General features: G+C 43.1%; 17 protein-coding genes. 7 read left to right on the top strand and 10 right to left on the bottom strand.

Features of this window, described 5'->3' with window-relative positions:
• Window positions 1–1,190, bottom strand: a 1,190-nt coding sequence (locus PHR02_RS09865; protein WP_299991661.1) for a GTP-binding protein, incomplete at its 3' end; no start/stop codon positions are given.
• Between the two features lie 181 nt (window positions 1,191–1,371).
• On the opposite strand from PHR02_RS09865, the gene PHR02_RS09860 reads away from it, so the two are divergent.
• The 6 genes from PHR02_RS09860 (at window position 1,372) to PHR02_RS09835 (ending at window position 8,549) form a co-directional block, all read left to right on the top strand.
• Window positions 1,372–2,790: a flagellar hook-length control protein FliK gene (locus tag PHR02_RS09860; RefSeq protein WP_299991658.1), complete on the top strand. Its 1,419-nt coding sequence runs from the start codon at window positions 1,372–1,374 to the stop codon at window positions 2,788–2,790.
• A 15-nt stretch (window positions 2,791–2,805) separates the two neighbouring features.
• On the top strand, window positions 2,806–3,477 hold the full coding sequence (locus PHR02_RS09855) for a FlgD immunoglobulin-like domain containing protein (RefSeq protein ID WP_299991655.1): 672 nt from the start codon (window positions 2,806–2,808) through the stop codon (window positions 3,475–3,477).
• 1 nt (window position 3,478) lies between these two features.
• A complete protein-coding gene (locus PHR02_RS09850) occupies window positions 3,479–4,813 on the top strand; it encodes a flagellar hook-basal body complex protein (protein WP_299991654.1) in 1,335 nt (444 codons plus the stop codon).
• A gap of 51 nt (window positions 4,814–4,864) precedes the next feature.
• On the top strand, window positions 4,865–6,682 hold the full coding sequence (locus PHR02_RS09845; protein ID WP_299991651.1) for a flagellar hook-basal body complex protein: 1,818 nt from the start codon (window positions 4,865–4,867) through the stop codon (window positions 6,680–6,682).
• 219 nt (window positions 6,683–6,901) lie between these two features.
• Window positions 6,902–7,411, top strand: a complete 510-nt coding sequence (locus PHR02_RS09840; protein WP_299991649.1) for an RDD family protein — start codon at window positions 6,902–6,904, stop codon at window positions 7,409–7,411.
• A gap of 1 nt (window position 7,412) precedes the next feature.
• Window positions 7,413–8,549, top strand: a complete 1,137-nt coding sequence (locus PHR02_RS09835) for an MFS transporter (protein ID WP_299991647.1) — start codon at window positions 7,413–7,415, stop codon at window positions 8,547–8,549.
• On the opposite strand, the gene PHR02_RS09830 is transcribed toward PHR02_RS09835, so the two are convergent.
• The 5 genes from PHR02_RS09830 to PHR02_RS09810 are packed head-to-tail and all read right to left on the bottom strand — an operon-like array spanning window position 8,529 to window position 11,369.
• Window positions 8,529–9,233 (bottom strand): DUF481 domain-containing protein, encoded by a 705-nt coding sequence (locus PHR02_RS09830; protein ID WP_299991644.1) that lies wholly within the window; start codon window positions 9,231–9,233, stop codon window positions 8,529–8,531. The genes PHR02_RS09835 and PHR02_RS09830 overlap by 21 nt on opposite strands.
• Window positions 9,230–10,075 carry a mechanosensitive ion channel domain-containing protein gene (locus tag PHR02_RS09825; RefSeq protein WP_299991641.1) on the bottom strand — a complete coding sequence of 282 codons (846 nt, stop codon included), beginning with the start codon at window positions 10,073–10,075 and terminating at the stop codon, window positions 9,230–9,232. Before PHR02_RS09825 ends, PHR02_RS09830 begins: the two co-directional genes overlap by 4 nt.
• A gap of 12 nt (window positions 10,076–10,087) precedes the next feature.
• Window positions 10,088–10,708: an NAD(P)H-dependent oxidoreductase gene (locus PHR02_RS09820; RefSeq protein WP_299991639.1), complete on the bottom strand. Its 621-nt coding sequence runs from the start codon at window positions 10,706–10,708 to the stop codon at window positions 10,088–10,090.
• 11 nt (window positions 10,709–10,719) lie between these two features.
• Entirely contained in the window at window positions 10,720–11,085 is a 366-nt protein-coding gene (locus PHR02_RS09815) for a DUF309 domain-containing protein (RefSeq protein WP_299991637.1), read from the bottom strand.
• Window positions 11,061–11,369 carry a hypothetical protein gene (locus PHR02_RS09810; RefSeq protein ID WP_299991636.1) on the bottom strand — a complete coding sequence of 103 codons (309 nt, stop codon included), beginning with the start codon at window positions 11,367–11,369 and terminating at the stop codon, window positions 11,061–11,063. Before PHR02_RS09810 ends, PHR02_RS09815 begins: the two co-directional genes overlap by 25 nt.
• Before the next feature lie 83 nt (window positions 11,370–11,452).
• On the opposite strand from PHR02_RS09810, the gene PHR02_RS09805 reads away from it, so the two are divergent.
• On the top strand, window positions 11,453–14,284 hold the full coding sequence (locus tag PHR02_RS09805) for a helicase-related protein (protein ID WP_299991634.1): 2,832 nt from the start codon (window positions 11,453–11,455) through the stop codon (window positions 14,282–14,284).
• Here PHR02_RS09805 and PHR02_RS09800 read toward each other — a convergent pair.
• From PHR02_RS09800 to PHR02_RS09785, 4 genes are read right to left on the bottom strand one after another with little or no spacing between them, the layout of a single operon-like run.
• Complete coding sequence (locus PHR02_RS09800) at window positions 14,281–15,267, bottom strand: HD-GYP domain-containing protein (RefSeq protein WP_299991633.1); 987 nt, start codon at window positions 15,265–15,267, stop codon at window positions 14,281–14,283. The genes PHR02_RS09805 and PHR02_RS09800 overlap by 4 nt on opposite strands.
• A gap of 6 nt (window positions 15,268–15,273) precedes the next feature.
• The gene (locus PHR02_RS09795) at window positions 15,274–15,891 is read right to left on the bottom strand and encodes a DNA-binding protein (RefSeq protein WP_299991631.1); all 618 of its coding nucleotides are present in this window, start codon (window positions 15,889–15,891) and stop codon (window positions 15,274–15,276) included.
• Window positions 15,888–16,841 carry an HD domain-containing phosphohydrolase gene (locus tag PHR02_RS09790; RefSeq protein ID WP_299991630.1) on the bottom strand — a complete coding sequence of 318 codons (954 nt, stop codon included), beginning with the start codon at window positions 16,839–16,841 and terminating at the stop codon, window positions 15,888–15,890. Before PHR02_RS09790 ends, PHR02_RS09795 begins: the two co-directional genes overlap by 4 nt.
• A 9-nt stretch (window positions 16,842–16,850) precedes the next feature.
• Window positions 16,851–17,348, bottom strand: a complete 498-nt coding sequence (locus tag PHR02_RS09785) for a YajQ family cyclic di-GMP-binding protein (protein WP_299991628.1) — start codon at window positions 17,346–17,348, stop codon at window positions 16,851–16,853.
• Between the last annotated feature and the right edge of the window lie 124 nt (window positions 17,349–17,472).

The following is a 17,472-nucleotide window of genomic DNA, read 5'->3' as shown; positions in this document are numbered from 1 at the left end:
GGTTCACATTTGACCCCTTCGATCTCTTTTACGATAACTTCAGGACGTCCGATACCGAACTCGAAACCTTCACGACGCATGTTTTCTGCAAGAATCGTGATTTGAAGCTCACCACGACCGGAAACGATAAATTTACCTTCTCCAACCGTTTCGTAACGCATTGCTACGTTGGTGTTCATTTCAGAATCAAGACGCTCACGGATTTTGTTCGCGGTAACGTGTTTACCCTCTTGACCTGCAAGCGGAGAGTCATTAACCGAGAAAACAACGGTCAAGGTAGGCTCTTCGATGTGCATAGGGTCAAGTGGCATAGGATTTTGTGGATCACAGATAGTATCCCCAACATCTACCGTTTCAATACCGGCAACAGCAACGATATCACCCGCTTCTGCTTCTTGGATCTCCATACGGTTAAGACCCATGAATCCGATCAATTTAGAAATTTTACCTTTAACCATTTCACCATCGGCTTTTGCAAGGAGAATGTTATCCCCTTTTGCAATTTTACCGTTGAAGATACGAGCGATACCGATTTTACCAACATAATTATCGTAGTCCAATGTGAAAACTTGTAATTGTGTTGGGTTCTCAGGATCACCAGTAGGCTCAGGCACTTTTTCTAGGATAGTGTTGAACAAACAAGTGAAATCACCATCAGGGTCAGACATATTGAGTTTCGCCATACCATCACGAGCTGCTGCATAGATGATTGGGAAATCGAGTTGATCTTCCGTCGCGTCCATTGCTACGAAAAGGTCAAATACTTCGTCGACTACGCGCTCAGGATCAGCCGATGGTTTATCGATTTTGTTAATAACAACGATTGGCTTGAGTCCAAGAGCCAACATTTTTTTAACAACGAATTTCGTTTGAGGCATAACACCCTCATACGCATCAACAAGGATCAAAGCCCCGTCAACCATTTTCAATACGCGCTCAACTTCTCCACCGAAATCGGCGTGGCCCGGAGTGTCGATAACGTTAATTTTATGATCGCCAAAGCGAATCGCTGTATTTTTAGAAAGAATAGTAATCCCGCGCTCTTTTTCAAGGGCGTTAGAGTCCATAGCTCTTTCATTTACTTGCTCGTGGCTTCCATATGTACCAGATTGCTTAAGCAACCCGTCAACTAAAGTCGTTTTACCGTGGTCAACGTGTGCGATTACGGCGATGTTACGAATTTTTTGCATTGCTGTCCTTTAAAATGAGGGCAAAGATTTTCGCGGATTATATCTCACATAAGGTTAAGGAAATGTTAAGGCAAATACATATTGTTACCAATAGGTTACTTACGAGAATGGAATATTTTTTGCTTTACTGTATTACTTTAACCAAAAGAGCGTTCAATGTGCGCTCACACAAGGATCATCCATGATCATTCAAAGCAAAGAGACAAAATCTCAAGCATCACTTATCGATTTATTGGGCGGAAACAATAAAACGTCAAATACAAAATCGAATGATCTTTTTTCCAAGCTTTTGTCGACTTTTGGGAAACAAGCCACAGCTGATGAGGCAAAAGTGGTTAAATCGACTGATTTTAAAACGATCATCGACCCAAAAAATACTTCTCTCAAATCTACAGATACAAAAAATAGTGCGTTAAAAGAGCTTCAAGCGCTTTTAGGGGGCGAAGAGAAAGAATCTTCGCTTGTTTCAAAAGAGCTTTTAGGCGCTTTCACTGATGATCAGGTACGCACGCTGATCCATAAAGCAAAAGATTATCTTAAAAATGAGATCACGCAAAAAGCTCCTGAATACCAAAAAGATATTGCCGCCCTTCCAAAAACATTAATGGGATTAGTGCAGTTAGCTCAAAAACTGGGGCTAGAACCTGAATCTATCCATTTGTCCACCCTGATCACCGATCCGGAAGAGAAAGCATCATTCAGTACCGAATTGCTCTCAAAACCTCTTTTGGAAGCTAAAGTTTTGGCTTCACTACCTGCTACTGCTGCCGAAAAAACTCCTTTTGAAGCGATCACCCAGCTCTTGAGCGATATCAAAGGGAAAGAACAAAAAAGTACAAAAACAAGTTCCACGGAATCTACTCAAAAAGAGGGTGCAGAAAAATCGGAAACAGGATCACTTAAAGCATTGCTTCAAAGCGTTGATGCTCGTCCAAAAGAATCCGGCGCTGAGGCTACAGGGGTCTTGACTGAAACACTCAAACGTAATGATGAAAAAGTTCTATCGCTAGCAACACCGGAAAAAACAAAAGGTGAAACGCTTATAAGCCTTTTGCAGGGTAGCCAAGATAGCGCTGAGGGAGAAGGTGAAAAGAGTAACGTCCTAAAAGTTGAAACAGAGGGGAGCAAAAATCTTCAACCGCTTAAAGCTGATTCACTCGAAGTAAAATCCAAAGAAGCGCAACAAAGCATGCGACTTTTCGCGAGCGATCTAAAAGAGGCGGTTCAAGAGTACAAGCCCCCTTTCACCCGTCTCACGATGAAACTCAATCCTGAGAAACTGGGAGAGGTGGAAGTGACGTTGATTCAACGCGGCAACAACGTTCATGTCAATATTCAGTCTAATAACACAACCAGTGTCGCCTTCTTAGCGCACAATGCGACGGAACTTAAAGCTCAATTGGCAGCACAGGGGATCACTAATGCTACGATGAACTTTATGTCCGGCGGAGAGAATCAACAACAAAGCAATGCCCAACATCAACAGCACCAACAAGAGCAGCGCCAAAATGTGTTCAAATCGTACGAGTCGTTCGAAGAACTCACCCTGAATGAAGAGCAATTAAGTGCTCTTGAAATCATTATTCCGCATTACGCGTAACTAGAGGAGAATATTATGGCTATCGACGCATACGGCAACACATTAGGTGCTGCTTCAACAACAACTCAAACCAGTACAGTCAATCCTAACAGTGTATTAGGAAAAGACGATTTTCTAAAACTGTTGCTTTTGGAACTAAAATACCAAGATCCCACTGCTCCTATGGACAGTGAGAAAATTTTGTCCCAAACATCTCAACTCGCAGCACTTGAAGCTTCTGAAAATACCAATAAAGCACTTTCAGAGCTTGCCGCTTCATTGACCTCCTCATTGCAATACTCCGGTATCTCTGCAATCGGTAAAATTGCCGATACCGGAAGCAATGCCGTTGTTCTCGAAAAAGGGGGAAAAGTTGATTTCGAACTTTATTACCCGGATGATGTAACAACCGGAAATGTCAATATTCTCGACAATAACGGTAATGTTTTGCGAACAATGGCCATCGGTGCTACCGATGCCGGCATCGCCAAATATACCTGGGATGGAACCAACAATAACGGAGCCACTCTCGATGAGGGGATTTACTATGTCGAATCAACTTACACAAAAGCAGATGGGACATCCGCTACTGCACGCGTAGGGCTTTACCCGATTGAATCTATCAAGTTTGACAGCGGTAAAACCTATGCGAAACTTGGATCAAACTATGTTGATTTCAGTTCGATCAAAGAAGTGACAGGCCAATAACATGACACAAGGATATTATTCAGGCATTACCGGAATTCAAACCCATCAATATGGACTGGACGTTATTTCTGATAATCTTGCCAATGTCGGGACAACCGGTTATAAAGCAAGCACAACCGAATTTGCTGACCTTTTCAGCAAAGCAATCGGTAACAATACCCCTACCAGTAATGATATAGGATATGGGGTCAAGCTACAAGCCACCAGTTTTCAAATGCAGCAAGGCGCTCTTATGCCATCAGATCGGTTTAATGATTTGGCTTTAGAAGGAAATGGATGGTTTGGGGTTATGACAACCAATGACAAACACTATTACACTCGTGATGGAAGCTTTGCATTCGATACCTTCCAACAAGTTGCGGGAGACGTCAATTCAGCATCAGCGCGCCTTGTAACCGGCGATGGAATGTATGTTAAAGGGACCATGCTCACCAATTTTGCTTACAACAGTACATTTGATTACGGTGATTTTGATTCTAACGGTACTACCGGGGCCTATCTGATCACCAATCCAACCAATGAAGCGGAATTAACCGGAGCGAATGAACAAGGAATTTTGGAATTTCCTACTCGCTTAGCCTACCCCGTAGTTCCCACAACAGAAACCAGTTTTTTTGGAAATCTCGGTGTCCAAAATGAAACCCGAACCATTAGTTCCAACGTTATCAGTGCTGCAAATGATGTTAATCGTCTCAAACTTACCTTTAGTATGAGTGCTACACAGCCCGCGACAGGGGTTGCTTGGGATGTTGTTGCTACCGTTGTTTCTAATGATGGCAGTATCGTCTACGATACCAAAAACGGTCAAGCAGTTTTTGGTGAATCTGGAGCTCTTTCAAGTTTTGATATCACCTCCATGAACAATGATGGGACAGAAGTCTCCGTTGATTTAGGAACAGGATACAGTGGTGTCATCTCGATCGATGGTGTCGGTACTAGCGGCTCTTCTCGTTCCGATGGCGTATCCGGAGGAACTCTTACAAAATACGGCATTAACGCTAACGGTGTTATTATCGCCGATTTCTCCAACGGTCGTCAAAGTGCCATAGGGCGAATTGCGGTTTATCATTTTCAAAATGACCAAGGACTCAACCGTGAGGGGGGAACTTACTATCAAGAGAGTGCTGATAGCGGTAATCCCCTATTTTGGACCGATGCGAATGGTAATGCTATTAGCGGAGCGATCGTACGAAGCGGAAACCTCGAAGCTTCCAATGTCCGTACCGATGTAGGACTTACCGATATGATTATTATGCAGCGTGCGTACCAAGCCAATTCAAAAATCATTACCACGGTTGATGAGATGATCCAAAAAGCCCTCTCAATGAGACGCTAGTTTTGGACCACTTTTTGCTTTTAATTTTTACTTTGTCATAAAGGACATATTATGTTACGATCACTTTTCTCAGGTGTTACCGGATTGCAATCGCATCAAATCGCAATGGACGTTGAGTCTAACAATATTGCTAACGTTAACACGATCGGTTATAAATACTCTCGTGCCAACTTCTCGGATTTGTTAGCCCAAACCAACCAAATCGCGACAGCTCCCCAAGGGGAACTCGGTGGTAAAAACGCCGTACAGATCGGGTTAGGGTCATCTATCACTTCGGTCACTCGGATCCATTCACAAGGCTCCATTCAAAATACCGATAAAAATACCGACGTTGCTATCCAAGGTGATGGTTTCTTTATCGTCAGCTCTGATGGTGGAAATACCTACAAATATAGTCGCTCAGGGGATTTTAAATTCGATGGACAGGGAAATTTTGTCGATAACAACGGCTTTATTGTCCAAGGTTGGCTCCGGGATAAAGATACAGGACTAGTGGATTCGACCGCACCGATTGCCAATATCCAAATCCCGCCAGGACTTACTACTCCGGCAAATGCAAGTAGTGCAGTAGTTGTTAAGGCAAACTTGAGTTCTAGTGGAACTGTTACCCAATATAGCCCTACGTATATCATTGACAACACCGGCGCCGTAACTACCCCCGATGGAAGAACAGCCGTAGCAGAAGATTTGGGAGTTATGTTTGATGGTAGCGGAGATGCATTTCAATTAACTCCATCAACAACGGCAGACCCTTACATCGGGCAAGGTATTACTGTCTCGTTTAATGGAGGGGCAACATCTCAAAACTTTCGTTACACAAATGATGCAACATTAGCAGGAACAACAGATACGGCTACATCGCCTGAAACCTACTATTTTCAAACGACAGCCGATCTGCGCAGCGGGTTAGAAACATTTGCACAATCAACCTCTCCTGGATCTGAAGTTACCGTCAACAATCAAGGTAAATTTATTGTTGGGAACGCAGCTGGTACTGCACCATTAACCCTCGCAATTTCATCGATTGTTGATACCAATACGGTTGAAAACACACGATTTACTGCGAATTTTGCCACTATGGCAGGTGCACTTCCTATCGGTACATCCGTCAAACAATCTCAAGCAGTTAATGCGGCATCCCATTCAGCCAGTATTGATATTTATGATTCCCTCGGATCTAAACATACGGTTAAAATGGATTTTCGTAAACAATCTATCAATACAACGAATGGAATAACAGAATGGGGATACACGATTACTGTACCTCAACCAGGTTCAATCGGCGGAGTTACCCCTTATGAAAATATTTTAGAAGGTGGAATTATCCAATTTGGGAGTAATGGACAACTTGTAGGATACAACGTTCCAAGTATTGACTTTTCACCGAACAATGGTGCAGCACCAAACCAAGCCGTCAATCTTGATTTTGGATCAATCGGAGCATTCGACGGTATCACAAGTTTTGACAATCCATCAGCAACCAGCGGTATTTCCCAAGATGGTTTTCCAGGTGGAGATTTAGTCGGTATCCGAATCGACCAAAGCGGTACATTAGTCGGATCATTCTCAAATGGACGTTCGTTTGGTTTGGCACAAATCGGTATGGCTAAGTTTGCCAATAATGAAGGGTTAGTAAGCGATGGAGGTAATGTCTATCTCCAATCAGCGAACTCAGGTGATCCGATCATCGGTACGGCGGCAACGGCAGGACGCGGATTTATGCAAAGTTCGGCGCTCGAAGCATCGAACGTCGATTTATCTAAATCACTCACCAACCTTATCATCATCCAACGCGGTTACCAAGCTAATGGTAAAACGATTACCACTTCTGATACCCTCCTCGAAACCCTTATCGGGCTCAAACGTTAACACGCCTAGCGTGTTAGCCACACTTCATAAAATTTTTATTTTTTTGGATTTGTTTACTAGGAAGATAGGCAAGGCGAGTATGGAGTCTCGCCGATGCTTTGAAACTTAAGGAGTGAGTGATGAATGAAAAAAATCTCTATTGACTTGCTGCTGTCAATCGGGATAAAAGAATTATGAATCAAATTGGTAAACAAACAGTAATAACGTTATAATTTCGTTATGAGATGGCGAACCCTTAAAACTAAAAAACAATCTTATCCGCAAAACCAAAAACCAAAAACACTCTTTGCCCTTTTTTGGCCTCGTGCAGCAGGGTTTATCACCGATATTTTTATGATTGGCTTGCCGATCTCCCTCCTCACTATGGCGATCTTCGGATACGATCAGATGCACAGCGCCAGTGGTTTGGACGTATTAGTACATGATCCAAAAGCACAAACCAATCCGCCAAACCCTATCGCATCCATCACGCAAATAACCCTATTTCTCATCACTTACGTATGGCTTTGGCACACTAGTAGCCAAACACCGGGGAAAAAACTGGCCCGTATCCGTGTTGTGGACGTGAAAACCCTTCAAAATGCCTCTGTTTTAAAACTAACGGTACGTTTTATCGGTTACTTTATCTCCATCATCACTCTGGTTGGGTTTTTTATCGGGATATTTCGCAAAGATAAACGCGCACTTCACGATCTTCTCAGCGGCACTGCTGTCATCCGTGAAGCCTAACGTGTCCGTTTTATCCGTTTTAATAGCCTCTTTTTATTTTTTCTATTTTGCCCTCATTGGGGTACACATTATTTTCATCCCAAAAATACTATCACAGGTAGGATTTGAGCCTTCAGCCATTGGGGTTATCTTCGCTTCTGCACCGTTAGTCCGATTTGCTATCCCATTTTTATTTCTCAAAGGGTTTCGCCTTAGTCAAAAAACTTTTTTTACCGCACTTTCTCTTATGGCCTTTGGTGCCATCGGCTTTTATCCCGCACTAGAGCATTTTTGGCCTCTACTCGGTATGAATGTTCTCTTTGGGATTGGGATTGCATTGATTCTCCCTTATATCGAAGTGATCGCACTAGAGCACATCGGTAAAGAGCGGTATGGGAAAATACGCCTTTTTGGCTCAATCGGTTTTATTGCCATTGCCCTCATTCTCGTTAACTATCTCACCACCCCCTACATCGGGATAGGTTTTTTGATTGCCATGGCACTCTCGACCCTCATGTTTGGTGCATTGATCGGACTTAAAGAGGGGAATATTCCTTCTAATGAGTGCGGTGCTTCGGATGAAGCATGCCGTTTTTCAATCAAAAAGCATATTCCTCTCTGGATAGGCTTTTTTCTCATGCAGGTGAGTTTTGGGCCGTTTTACAACTTCTTCACCATCTATACCACCGATCACGGCGTTTCATTGGAAATGACCGTATGGCTATGGAGCTTTGGGGTGATTGCCGAAATCATGATGTTCTATTTTCAGGGTAAATTGCTAATGCGCAATCTCCATGCACTTTTATGGATAACCGCTTTTATAACGGCACTTCGTTGGCTTTTGGTCGCCATTTTTCCTAGCTCTTTAATGGTGCTCTTTGCTTCTCAAACACTTCATGCCTTTAGCTTTGCCCTTTTTCATACTGCCGCAATCAGCGTTTTATTCTCTCTCTACCACGCACGTCGCCTCTCTCAACAGTTTTTCTTTGGTATTTCGTACGGGTTAGGAGGCTTTGTAGGGGCATTAGGGGCGGGAATAGTATATCAGTATGCCCCGAGCTATCTGTTTGTTGCTGGAGCAGTTGCCGCACTCGGTGCAGCCGTAGCGTTTTGGATCAATAATAAACCCAAAAAGATGTTAGTAGTCGATAATCAATGATACTAAAAATGTTCGGTCAGTTCTAACTGATGGTGGTGGCGGTGTGTTAACGTAATCGATTTTATAACTCACCCCCATTGAGAGGGTTGAATTAATCTTATTTTCAATTGCCGTTTTACTATAAAAAAAGTTTTGCTGCGTGTCTTCGAGATTAATCCTGTACGTAGCCTCTTGGATAAATTTCAAATTCTCCTGAATTTGCCAATGATAGATCGCACCTAATTTACTCGAAAAATAGCTATCTCTCGGAAGGTATTCAGGCTTGTCTTCTCCATAGAGAATATTGGCTTGCACATCGAGGTTGTGAGCAGGAGAATCGATAACCTTTACCCCCATCCCCGGTCCGCTATAAAACTGATAATCAAATCCGCTAAATCGGTCCTCTTTATATCCTATCAAATAGTTCAGTGAGGTTCTCGGGCAAATTTGGTAATCGTAGTTGAACTCGCTCGACCATTTGTCTTTGGACGTCTTACCGCTATCGGTGGATTTATACATATTGGCATTCAATCGAAAAATATTTTTATCCCATTGCTTTTTTGCCGCTCCTTCAAACGCCAAGGAAGTCGTATTGGTATTACCCTTGGTATTGATATAGGAAAATTCACTGTGGGTGATAATCGGTGTCTCTTCTGCCATAGCTACTAGCGTTATAAAGGAAAGTGCTAGCCCTTTTCGAATCATAATTCCCCTTTTTTAACGTGCAAATCCATTTGTGGAAACGGAACAGTGATATGGTGCTTATCAAACTCAAGCTTGACCGCTTCGGTAATCTCAAATGAGACATCCCAATAATCTTCCACTGCTACCCACGGTCGTACGATCAACTGTACCCCATCACGTTCCAATGCCCCGACTGCTACCATAGGTACAGGCTCTTTAAGGACTTTTTCATGCGATTGAAGTACATTAAAAACGACTTCTTTTGCCAATCTCAAATCATCTTTATAATCGATTTGAAACGTCATATCGATACGGCGTGTATGATTGCCCGTATAGTTGATAATATTACCGGCGATCAATGCACCATTAGGGATGATGATTGAACGATTATCGGCGGTAGTGAGGGTTGTCGAAAAAAGGTTAATCGATTTAACATTTCCCATAACTCCCGAGGCCTCGATAAAATCCCCCACCTTAAATGGTCGAAAAAAGATAATTAATACAGCCGCACCGACATTCGCAAGGGTATCTTTAAGTGCCAATCCGATTGCAAGCCCTGCCGCACCGAAAACAGCCATAAACGAGGTGGTTTCCACGCCGATATTGCTAATCGCGGCCACCACAATCATGATAATCAAAACAACATAAAGCGCATTGCTCGCAAACGAAATCAATGTCGGATCAACGCGTGCACGCTCCATGCCCCGTCGCATCAATGCGATAATTTTATGGGCTATCCATTTCCCGACCAGAAAGATGGCAAGTGCCCCGAGGATTTTAAGTCCATACTCTGTCGCATACCCCAGTGCTATATCACTATAATCCGCCATTTTGTTTTCGACATGTTCGATTTTTGATAACATTAGCGCCCTTGATTATCGATATTCAACGATCTGTTTTAGATCAAGCCGTTTTTGCTCACTTTGCTCTTTTACACGATATCCAAAAGCACACATAACTGCAACACTGTGTCCGTATTCAAGATCCAAAATCGCTTCAACCGACTCTTTATCAAACCCTTCAATAGGACAACTATCGATTTTAAGTGTCGCTGCATAAGTCATCATGTTTGCCAAGGCTATATAACACTGTTTAGCCGTCCAGTTTTCCAACAATACCTCATCACACTCAATTGGCTCTAAATAGTTTTTGTAGACACCCATATACATATCGACCGCTTCAACTGGTAGTCCTCGACGTTCAAACATTTTCCGCACATACGGAGTGTCACTGCGAACCGTATCATTATCGGTCGTAAAGATCACGAGTTCTGAACAATCGGTAATTTGGCTTTGATTCCAGCAGGCACTTTTGAGTGCTTTGCGTAGAGCCGGTTTACGAACGACAATCATTCTCCACGGTTCCATTCCAAAGGAAGATGGGGAGGTTCGCGCTACCTCCAACAGTGAGTCAAACTCCGATTCAGGGATTTGTTTCTCGCTATCAAACACTTTACACGCATGACGAAATGCCATCGCTTCTGTAAATTCAGACATAGTATATTCCTTTAGGTACATTTGCATTCCCTGAGCTCAAGCTTCAGGATGACATAATGATGTTTTTCTTCTATTAATTCTACAATTTTACCGTAGAGTTCTTTATGAGGAGTAATAAGATTCGCAAGTAGGGAAGAATATTTGAGATAGGTCTGCCAAGCTTTTTCGGAAGGCTCTATACGATTTCGTTTTATCAGTTCAAAACAAACCGCAGCGTTAATAAACCCTTTCCATAATTTTACCTCATTGTCGTCCTCAAAGCGACGCAAAAACCATAAATGCTCCAAATCCTCATGCGCGTCATAATAACGCTCCTCTTCGAGGGATCGGACAAACGCCTCACACGCTTTTGTTATACCCTCAGATTCTTGCGCCAATAGCCACGTCCTCCTCGCAAACTGATACACACATGGTTTGGAAATTTGGATCGAAATTCCCCTAAACGCTCTTTAGAGCTTTTACCTGTGTCGCAATAAAAGACAAACACACTCCCCTTTGGTTCCGCTTTTAAAAGTGGCGGCGCATAGAGAGTTGTTTCGGTTCCATCGATAGGGTTTAAAATCGTATCGATCAGGAGTACTTTCACGCCGTCCGATTCAAGCTCTTTTTTGTTACGTAAAAATTCTTCCTGCGTCCATTCATCGACGTTAAGATCGACCATCAGTTTTTCCCGTATATTATTTTATGAGAGTTTATCAAACCAATAAATGCTTTAGCCTTAGGATTTTAGGCTACACTTACACTATGGCAAAGAAAAAGAAAAAAATGATAAAACTCAACCAATCCATTCGCCATTTTTTCGGCGATGAGGGATTTGATGAGGGTATTGAACGAGTCCCTACCGAGGTACTTATCGCCCTCGCCCATACACTGGGGATATTTGAGGGTTCAACCGATAAAACTTCCTTGATTAGAACATTCCGCCGTTTGTGGTCGGAGGGAGAAACTGACAACCGCGAAATGATCGTTGCGTTTTTCAAACATGAGGGGAAAATATATCCCAACCCGAAACCCAAAGAGAAGCCGCACGAACGTGAAGAGAAGATTGATGAACTCTTAGAGGCTTTTGAGATTAGCGATGCGGAACGACGTGATCTTCATGCGGCGTTTATCGACATCCGTACCCGTAAAATCACCCCCGATAAAATCGCGTCCAAACTCGAGCACATCCGTTATACTCGAAAACGTGAGACCCTCGAAAAAGCTCTGGAGGGGAAATTCAACTATGATGATACGCTGGAATATTACGCTCCGATCACCTATCGTATCGATACGGAGAGCTTTACCAAAATCCATGTCCTCAAAACCCCGCCGCTAAATGAAAAACGGCTCCACGAAGAGACTTTAGAGGTGTTAGTCCCTGAAATCGGTGAGCTTAAAAATGCACTAACACACCAAAAACAAGAGCAAACCAACCTGTTTTTATCCTCTCTCAATCTCACCAATCATCGTTATCTAAATCGTGAGCAGATCATCGCTTCGCTTAAAAGCGCACCCCCATCGACTCAAACCTACGGATCACTTAACATCGATGTTTTACGCGACGTTTTGGTACATCATTTAAATACTCCGCTCATTTCAGTAGGCACCGATGATTTGATCATCGAGATTGAGAAACAGCTTATCCTTCCTCGCCGCGAGGAGCCGCTCGAATATACCCTCTCACTCCATTTGGATGCGCACGAGCTGAGCCGACAAATTTGGAATGAAGAGGAGCTAACTATCTCTACGATGGTGGAAGAGCAAAGCATCCACGAAGAGCGCGCATTTTTGGGTGAGTTAGAGCATTTGGTGAATGAATGCCGTGAACGTTCCAAACTTTTGGACATGGACGAAGATTCACTTTATGCTATCGTCTATGAGCTACTCTTACCGTATCTCACCCTGACTCCTCATATCAGTTCCAAAACGTCACGACGTGTACTGTTTTCCTACGATCAGCGGATTGCAGGGGAACTCCTCAAACGTCAGCGCCAAGCATTGTTAGCGCGAACGGTGCGCGATTTCAAAAACCTCTTCCCGCTCGCCCGATCCCTCCGCCGCCGTCTGATCTTTCACACGGGTCCCACTAACAGCGGTAAAACCTATACGGCGTTTCAACACCTCAAAAAGGCGGGGACAGGATACTATCTCGCGCCGTTACGTTTGTTAGCGTTAGAGGGGTATGAGAACCTCCGGGATGATGGGGTTAGTGCGTCACTGATCACCGGAGAAGAACAGCTTCTCGACGAAGATGCCACTCATATCAGCTCCACCATCGAGATGCTCAGCTTCGAAGTTGAAGTGGACTGCTGTGTCATCGATGAGGTGCAGATGATCGATGATCGTGATCGAGGATGGGCGTGGGCGAATGCCATCATCGGTGCTCCTGCAAAAACCGTTATTATGACGGGCTCACCCAATGCCCGCGAGGCGGTTATTGCGTTAGCTGAATATTTGGGCGAGCCTTTGGAGGTTGTCGAGTTTGAGCGTAAAAATCCTCTCGAACTTCTCAAAACAGCTACTCCGATTGACGCAATTGAGCCTAAAACCGCTGTTATTGCTTTTACCCGCAACAATGCTTTACGGCTTAAACAACAGCTCTCTAAAACGTATCGAACGAGTGTTATTTACGGGAACCTCAGCCCCGAAGTTCGCCGTGAAGAGGCACGCCGTTTCCGCGAAGGGGAGACCGATATCCTCGTCGCCACTGACGCAATCAGCATGGGGTTGAATCTCCCGATCAAAACATTGCTCTTTTCCAAAGCGGACAAATTCGACGGTCAAAACCAGCGTAACCTCACTGCTACAGAAGTACGGCAGATTTCGGGACGGGCGGGACGTTATGGGTTAAGTGAAAAAGGGTACGTCGGGGCGCTCACGGGAGATGTTCTCAAAACCGTTACTAGCCTCTTTACCAAAAATATCGAACCTATAACACTGCCGTTTAATGTTATGGCGAATTTTGATCACATCATGCTCGTTTCCAATATTTTGGAGGAGAAATCGCTCTCCGCTATCGTCGATTTTTTCGTCGAAAACATGAAGTTTGAAGGCCCTTTCCGTGCGGCTAATCTCGAATCGATGCAGGAAGCCTCTGCTATTATCGACCGTTACGATCTCGATATGCGCACCAAATACACTCTCGCTACCGCACCGCTTTCCACCTCATCACCCCTCGTGATGGCATCATTCGAGCGTTATGTGAGGGCATTGGAGCAGAAAAAGCCGATAGCCTATATCCCGCCGCAACGTTTGGGGAACTATGCGTTATCGATGGAAGAGCTCCAAGAGGCGGAAGATCGGATCAAAGAGATCAGCCTCTATCTGTGGCTCTCGTATCGAATGTCGGAGTTTTTCGTGGATGCGGAAAAAGCACGACTGTTTCGTGGCGAACTGAACCGTTTTATCGAAAATTCCCTCCAACAAAGCCACTTCGTCCCTCGATGTAAAACGTGCGGAAAGCCGTTAGCGCCAAACGCGGAGTTTGCGATCTGTCAGGGGTGTTTTAACAACCTAAACCGAGCCAAAGGACGGCAAGCTCCCCCTCCTACTAAATTTCAGCCGAAAGAAGGGAGCCGACGAAGCAGACGTTAAAACTCTTCATGACGTTGCATTTTGATAAAATCATCGACGATCGACATATCCAAATGGTTTTTCATTGTCTCTTTTATAAGATGTAACGCATCATAAGAACTTAACCGATCTTTGTACGAACGTTTGGTTGAGAGTGCATCAAATACATCACATATACCTATAATACGGGCAAAAAGGGTGATCTGCTCCCCATGAAGTCCATCTGGGTATCCACTTCCGTCGAGCTTTTCATGATGATGACGTATCCCATCCAATACCCTGCGATCACTAATCCCTAATTTCACGGCAATAGCATAACCATAAGAAGGATGATGCTTCATCTTCTCATACTCATCGTATGTCAAACGACCGTTTTTATTAGTAATAGCATGATCCACTTTGCTTTTCCCTAAATCATGTAATAGTGCCGACATCCCCAACTCTTCGAGAACATCAGCTTTTAATCTCAAATACGATCCTAAACTCAGCGCATAAACACATACATTGATCGAATGGGTATGGGTATAATAATCATAAGCGGTGATTTTAATCAATGATTCAATCGCATGAGCATCGCTGAAAATCGTATTGACAAACGTATTGACCACCTTTTTCGATTTTGGGACATTTTCTAATTCCTCAGGATTCGAGAACATTTCATCCAAAATCACGGATGCCTGCCGATAGATAACCGCCGCTTTTTTGGTAATCGCTATTTTTGTATTTTGGGCAACTGCCTGAATAATTTGATCGATAAATAGATTGTAAATCGGCAAGTCTTCTTCCCTAATATAGAGATGCCGAACTTGTTCTATCCGTTCTTTGATTGGAGGAGTGATAGGGTGATTTTTTTCTAAAAGAAGTTCTTTGTCATTTCGAAATCCAATGCCTATGAAAAGATCGCACTCCAACATATCACCGATATCAAGAATCCATTTTTCAATCGCAGTATAATTTTGGGAGTCGGTTTCAGTAATAACGTTCTGAATCCGTATCCGTTTCATTTTATCTCATTTAAGAAGATCAGCATAATCATAGCGAGAAGGGTTTAGACATATCTTCTCATCCCGAAGAACCAAACGCTCATCACTATTTTCTACTGCCAGTTCAAAACGATTTTTGATTTTCTTCTTCTCTTTATCTTTTATCCGTTTTAACTTTAAAAAAGATTTGAGGGAAACCCATTCATCAATTTCACTCTCAACGACATCTGCATTTATTGCATCCACCTCTTGCATCACTGCTTCTTCATTCGCGTGAGAGAGAAACTTTGTGGCAACCACATGTAAAATACTTCTCAACTGAGCATCTCGTTCTTTGTAGATTTGCTCAACTTTTACCCGCTCATCAATCAGCATCTGTTCTCGCTGATCACGAAGTCTCGTCGTCTCTTTTTCGAGAACATCTACTTTTTCACGAAGCCGCTCATTTTCTTTCTCGATGTATTGCGTATAACGGCTATCACTCACAACGTTAGCCGATACGTTAGATTTAGCTGATTCTACTGCAACGTATTTGACTCCATTCTCCACGATGCAATCTAAACTCCCGCGACGAATACGGTTATGTATCGCCTCTTTGGAAACATTAAAATATTCCGCTGCATCGGCTATTGTCATCTTTTTCATTTTTGTCCTTGTTTATGTAACATTCGGATAAACGCATCCACTATACTCATATCCAAATGCCCAATCATTTGCTGTTTCATTAGCAGTAACGATTCAAAAGAGCTCATCGGATCTTTATAAGAGCGCTTGGTCGAGAGGGCATCAAACACGTCGCAAACACCAATAATACGAGCGAATTGACTGATCTGATCTCCGCTCAAGTTATCAGGGTATCCGCCTCCCACAATCTTTTCGTGATGATGTCGAATACCGGTTAAAATCCGCTCATCATTGATATTCAACTTTAATGCGATATCATGCCCGAGGGCAGGATGGTGTTTCATCTGGGCAAACTCTTCATCGGTTAACTTACCATTTTTGTTGATAATCTCATAATCGATCTTACTTTTCCCCAAATCATGCAAGATTGCCGCCATCCCCAACACTTCCAGATCTTTCCCCTTGATCCCTAGATATGAACCAAGACTGAGGGTATAGATACTCACGTTAATCGAATGAGTGTGGGTATAGTAATCGTGTGCGGTTATTCTCATCAGCGACTCAACGGCACACTTATCGTGCAAAATAATTTCGATAAAATTATTGACTATCGGTTGAGCATTTTTAACATTTTCAAGGGATTCAGGATTTTTAAACATCGCATCCATCGATTCGGATGCTTTTTCGTAGACCAAACGGGCTTTTTGTTCGGTAGGTATATCGTTGCTACGAGCGATACTTTGCAGGTGTTTTTCAACGTATGCTTTGTATTTGTCTTCATCTTCTTCAGAGACGTAAACCGACTCAATTTCACGAAGTTTGACTTTTGCATCGCCGTCCACAGCAGTATCACTTTGTAGAAAAAGGCTCATAGCACTTTTGGTTTCGTTACTCATAAAAAGGTTAAAGTCAATCTGTGAGCCCTCAGTTATGAGCCGTTTATCGATCGCTTTATACCGTTTTTTATTCATTAAAAACTCTTAACGAAAATTATCAAAGACGAGAGGGGCTTCCCACTCCATCGACTTGATATGCGCCATTATTTTTTGGAGTTCATCGATTTGTTTTGATTTTATCCGAATCGAATCCCCCTCTATCACAGCTGATGCTTTGGTTTTAAGATTTTTAATCTCTGCAACAATTTTTTTTGCCTCTTTAGACTCAATACTATCAACAATTTTATAGGTGGCCTTACGCGCTCCACCACTTGCATCTTCGGTTTTGAGCTCTTCAAGAGCTTTAGAGGAAAGTCCTCGTTTAATCAGCTTGCCGATTACAATGTCTTTCAGCGCATCGAGTTTACTGTCACTGGATGCTAACAAAATAAGCTGTTTCTCTTTTTCACGGTAGTTGATTTCATACGTAACCCCTTTAAAATCATAACGTCCTGCTGATTCTTTTTCAGATTGTGCGATAGCGTCTTTAAAGGCTTGAAGATCAATTTTTGCAGAGATATCGAGAGAGTGTTCTGATGCCATGTGAATGTCCTAACTGTTTTATAACAATTAGTATAACACATTAAAAGTCCCATCCCCCTAAATCAAAACCTCCCCCAAAATTCATCGTCGGATCGGGATAACCTAACATGCCGCTTTTAGTTCG

The sequence above is a fragment of the Sulfuricurvum sp. genome (genome assembly GCF_028688295.1).
Classification (GTDB): Bacteria; Campylobacterota; Campylobacteria; order Campylobacterales; family Sulfurimonadaceae; genus Sulfuricurvum.
This window is presented reverse-complemented; position numbering and strand designations above follow the sequence as displayed.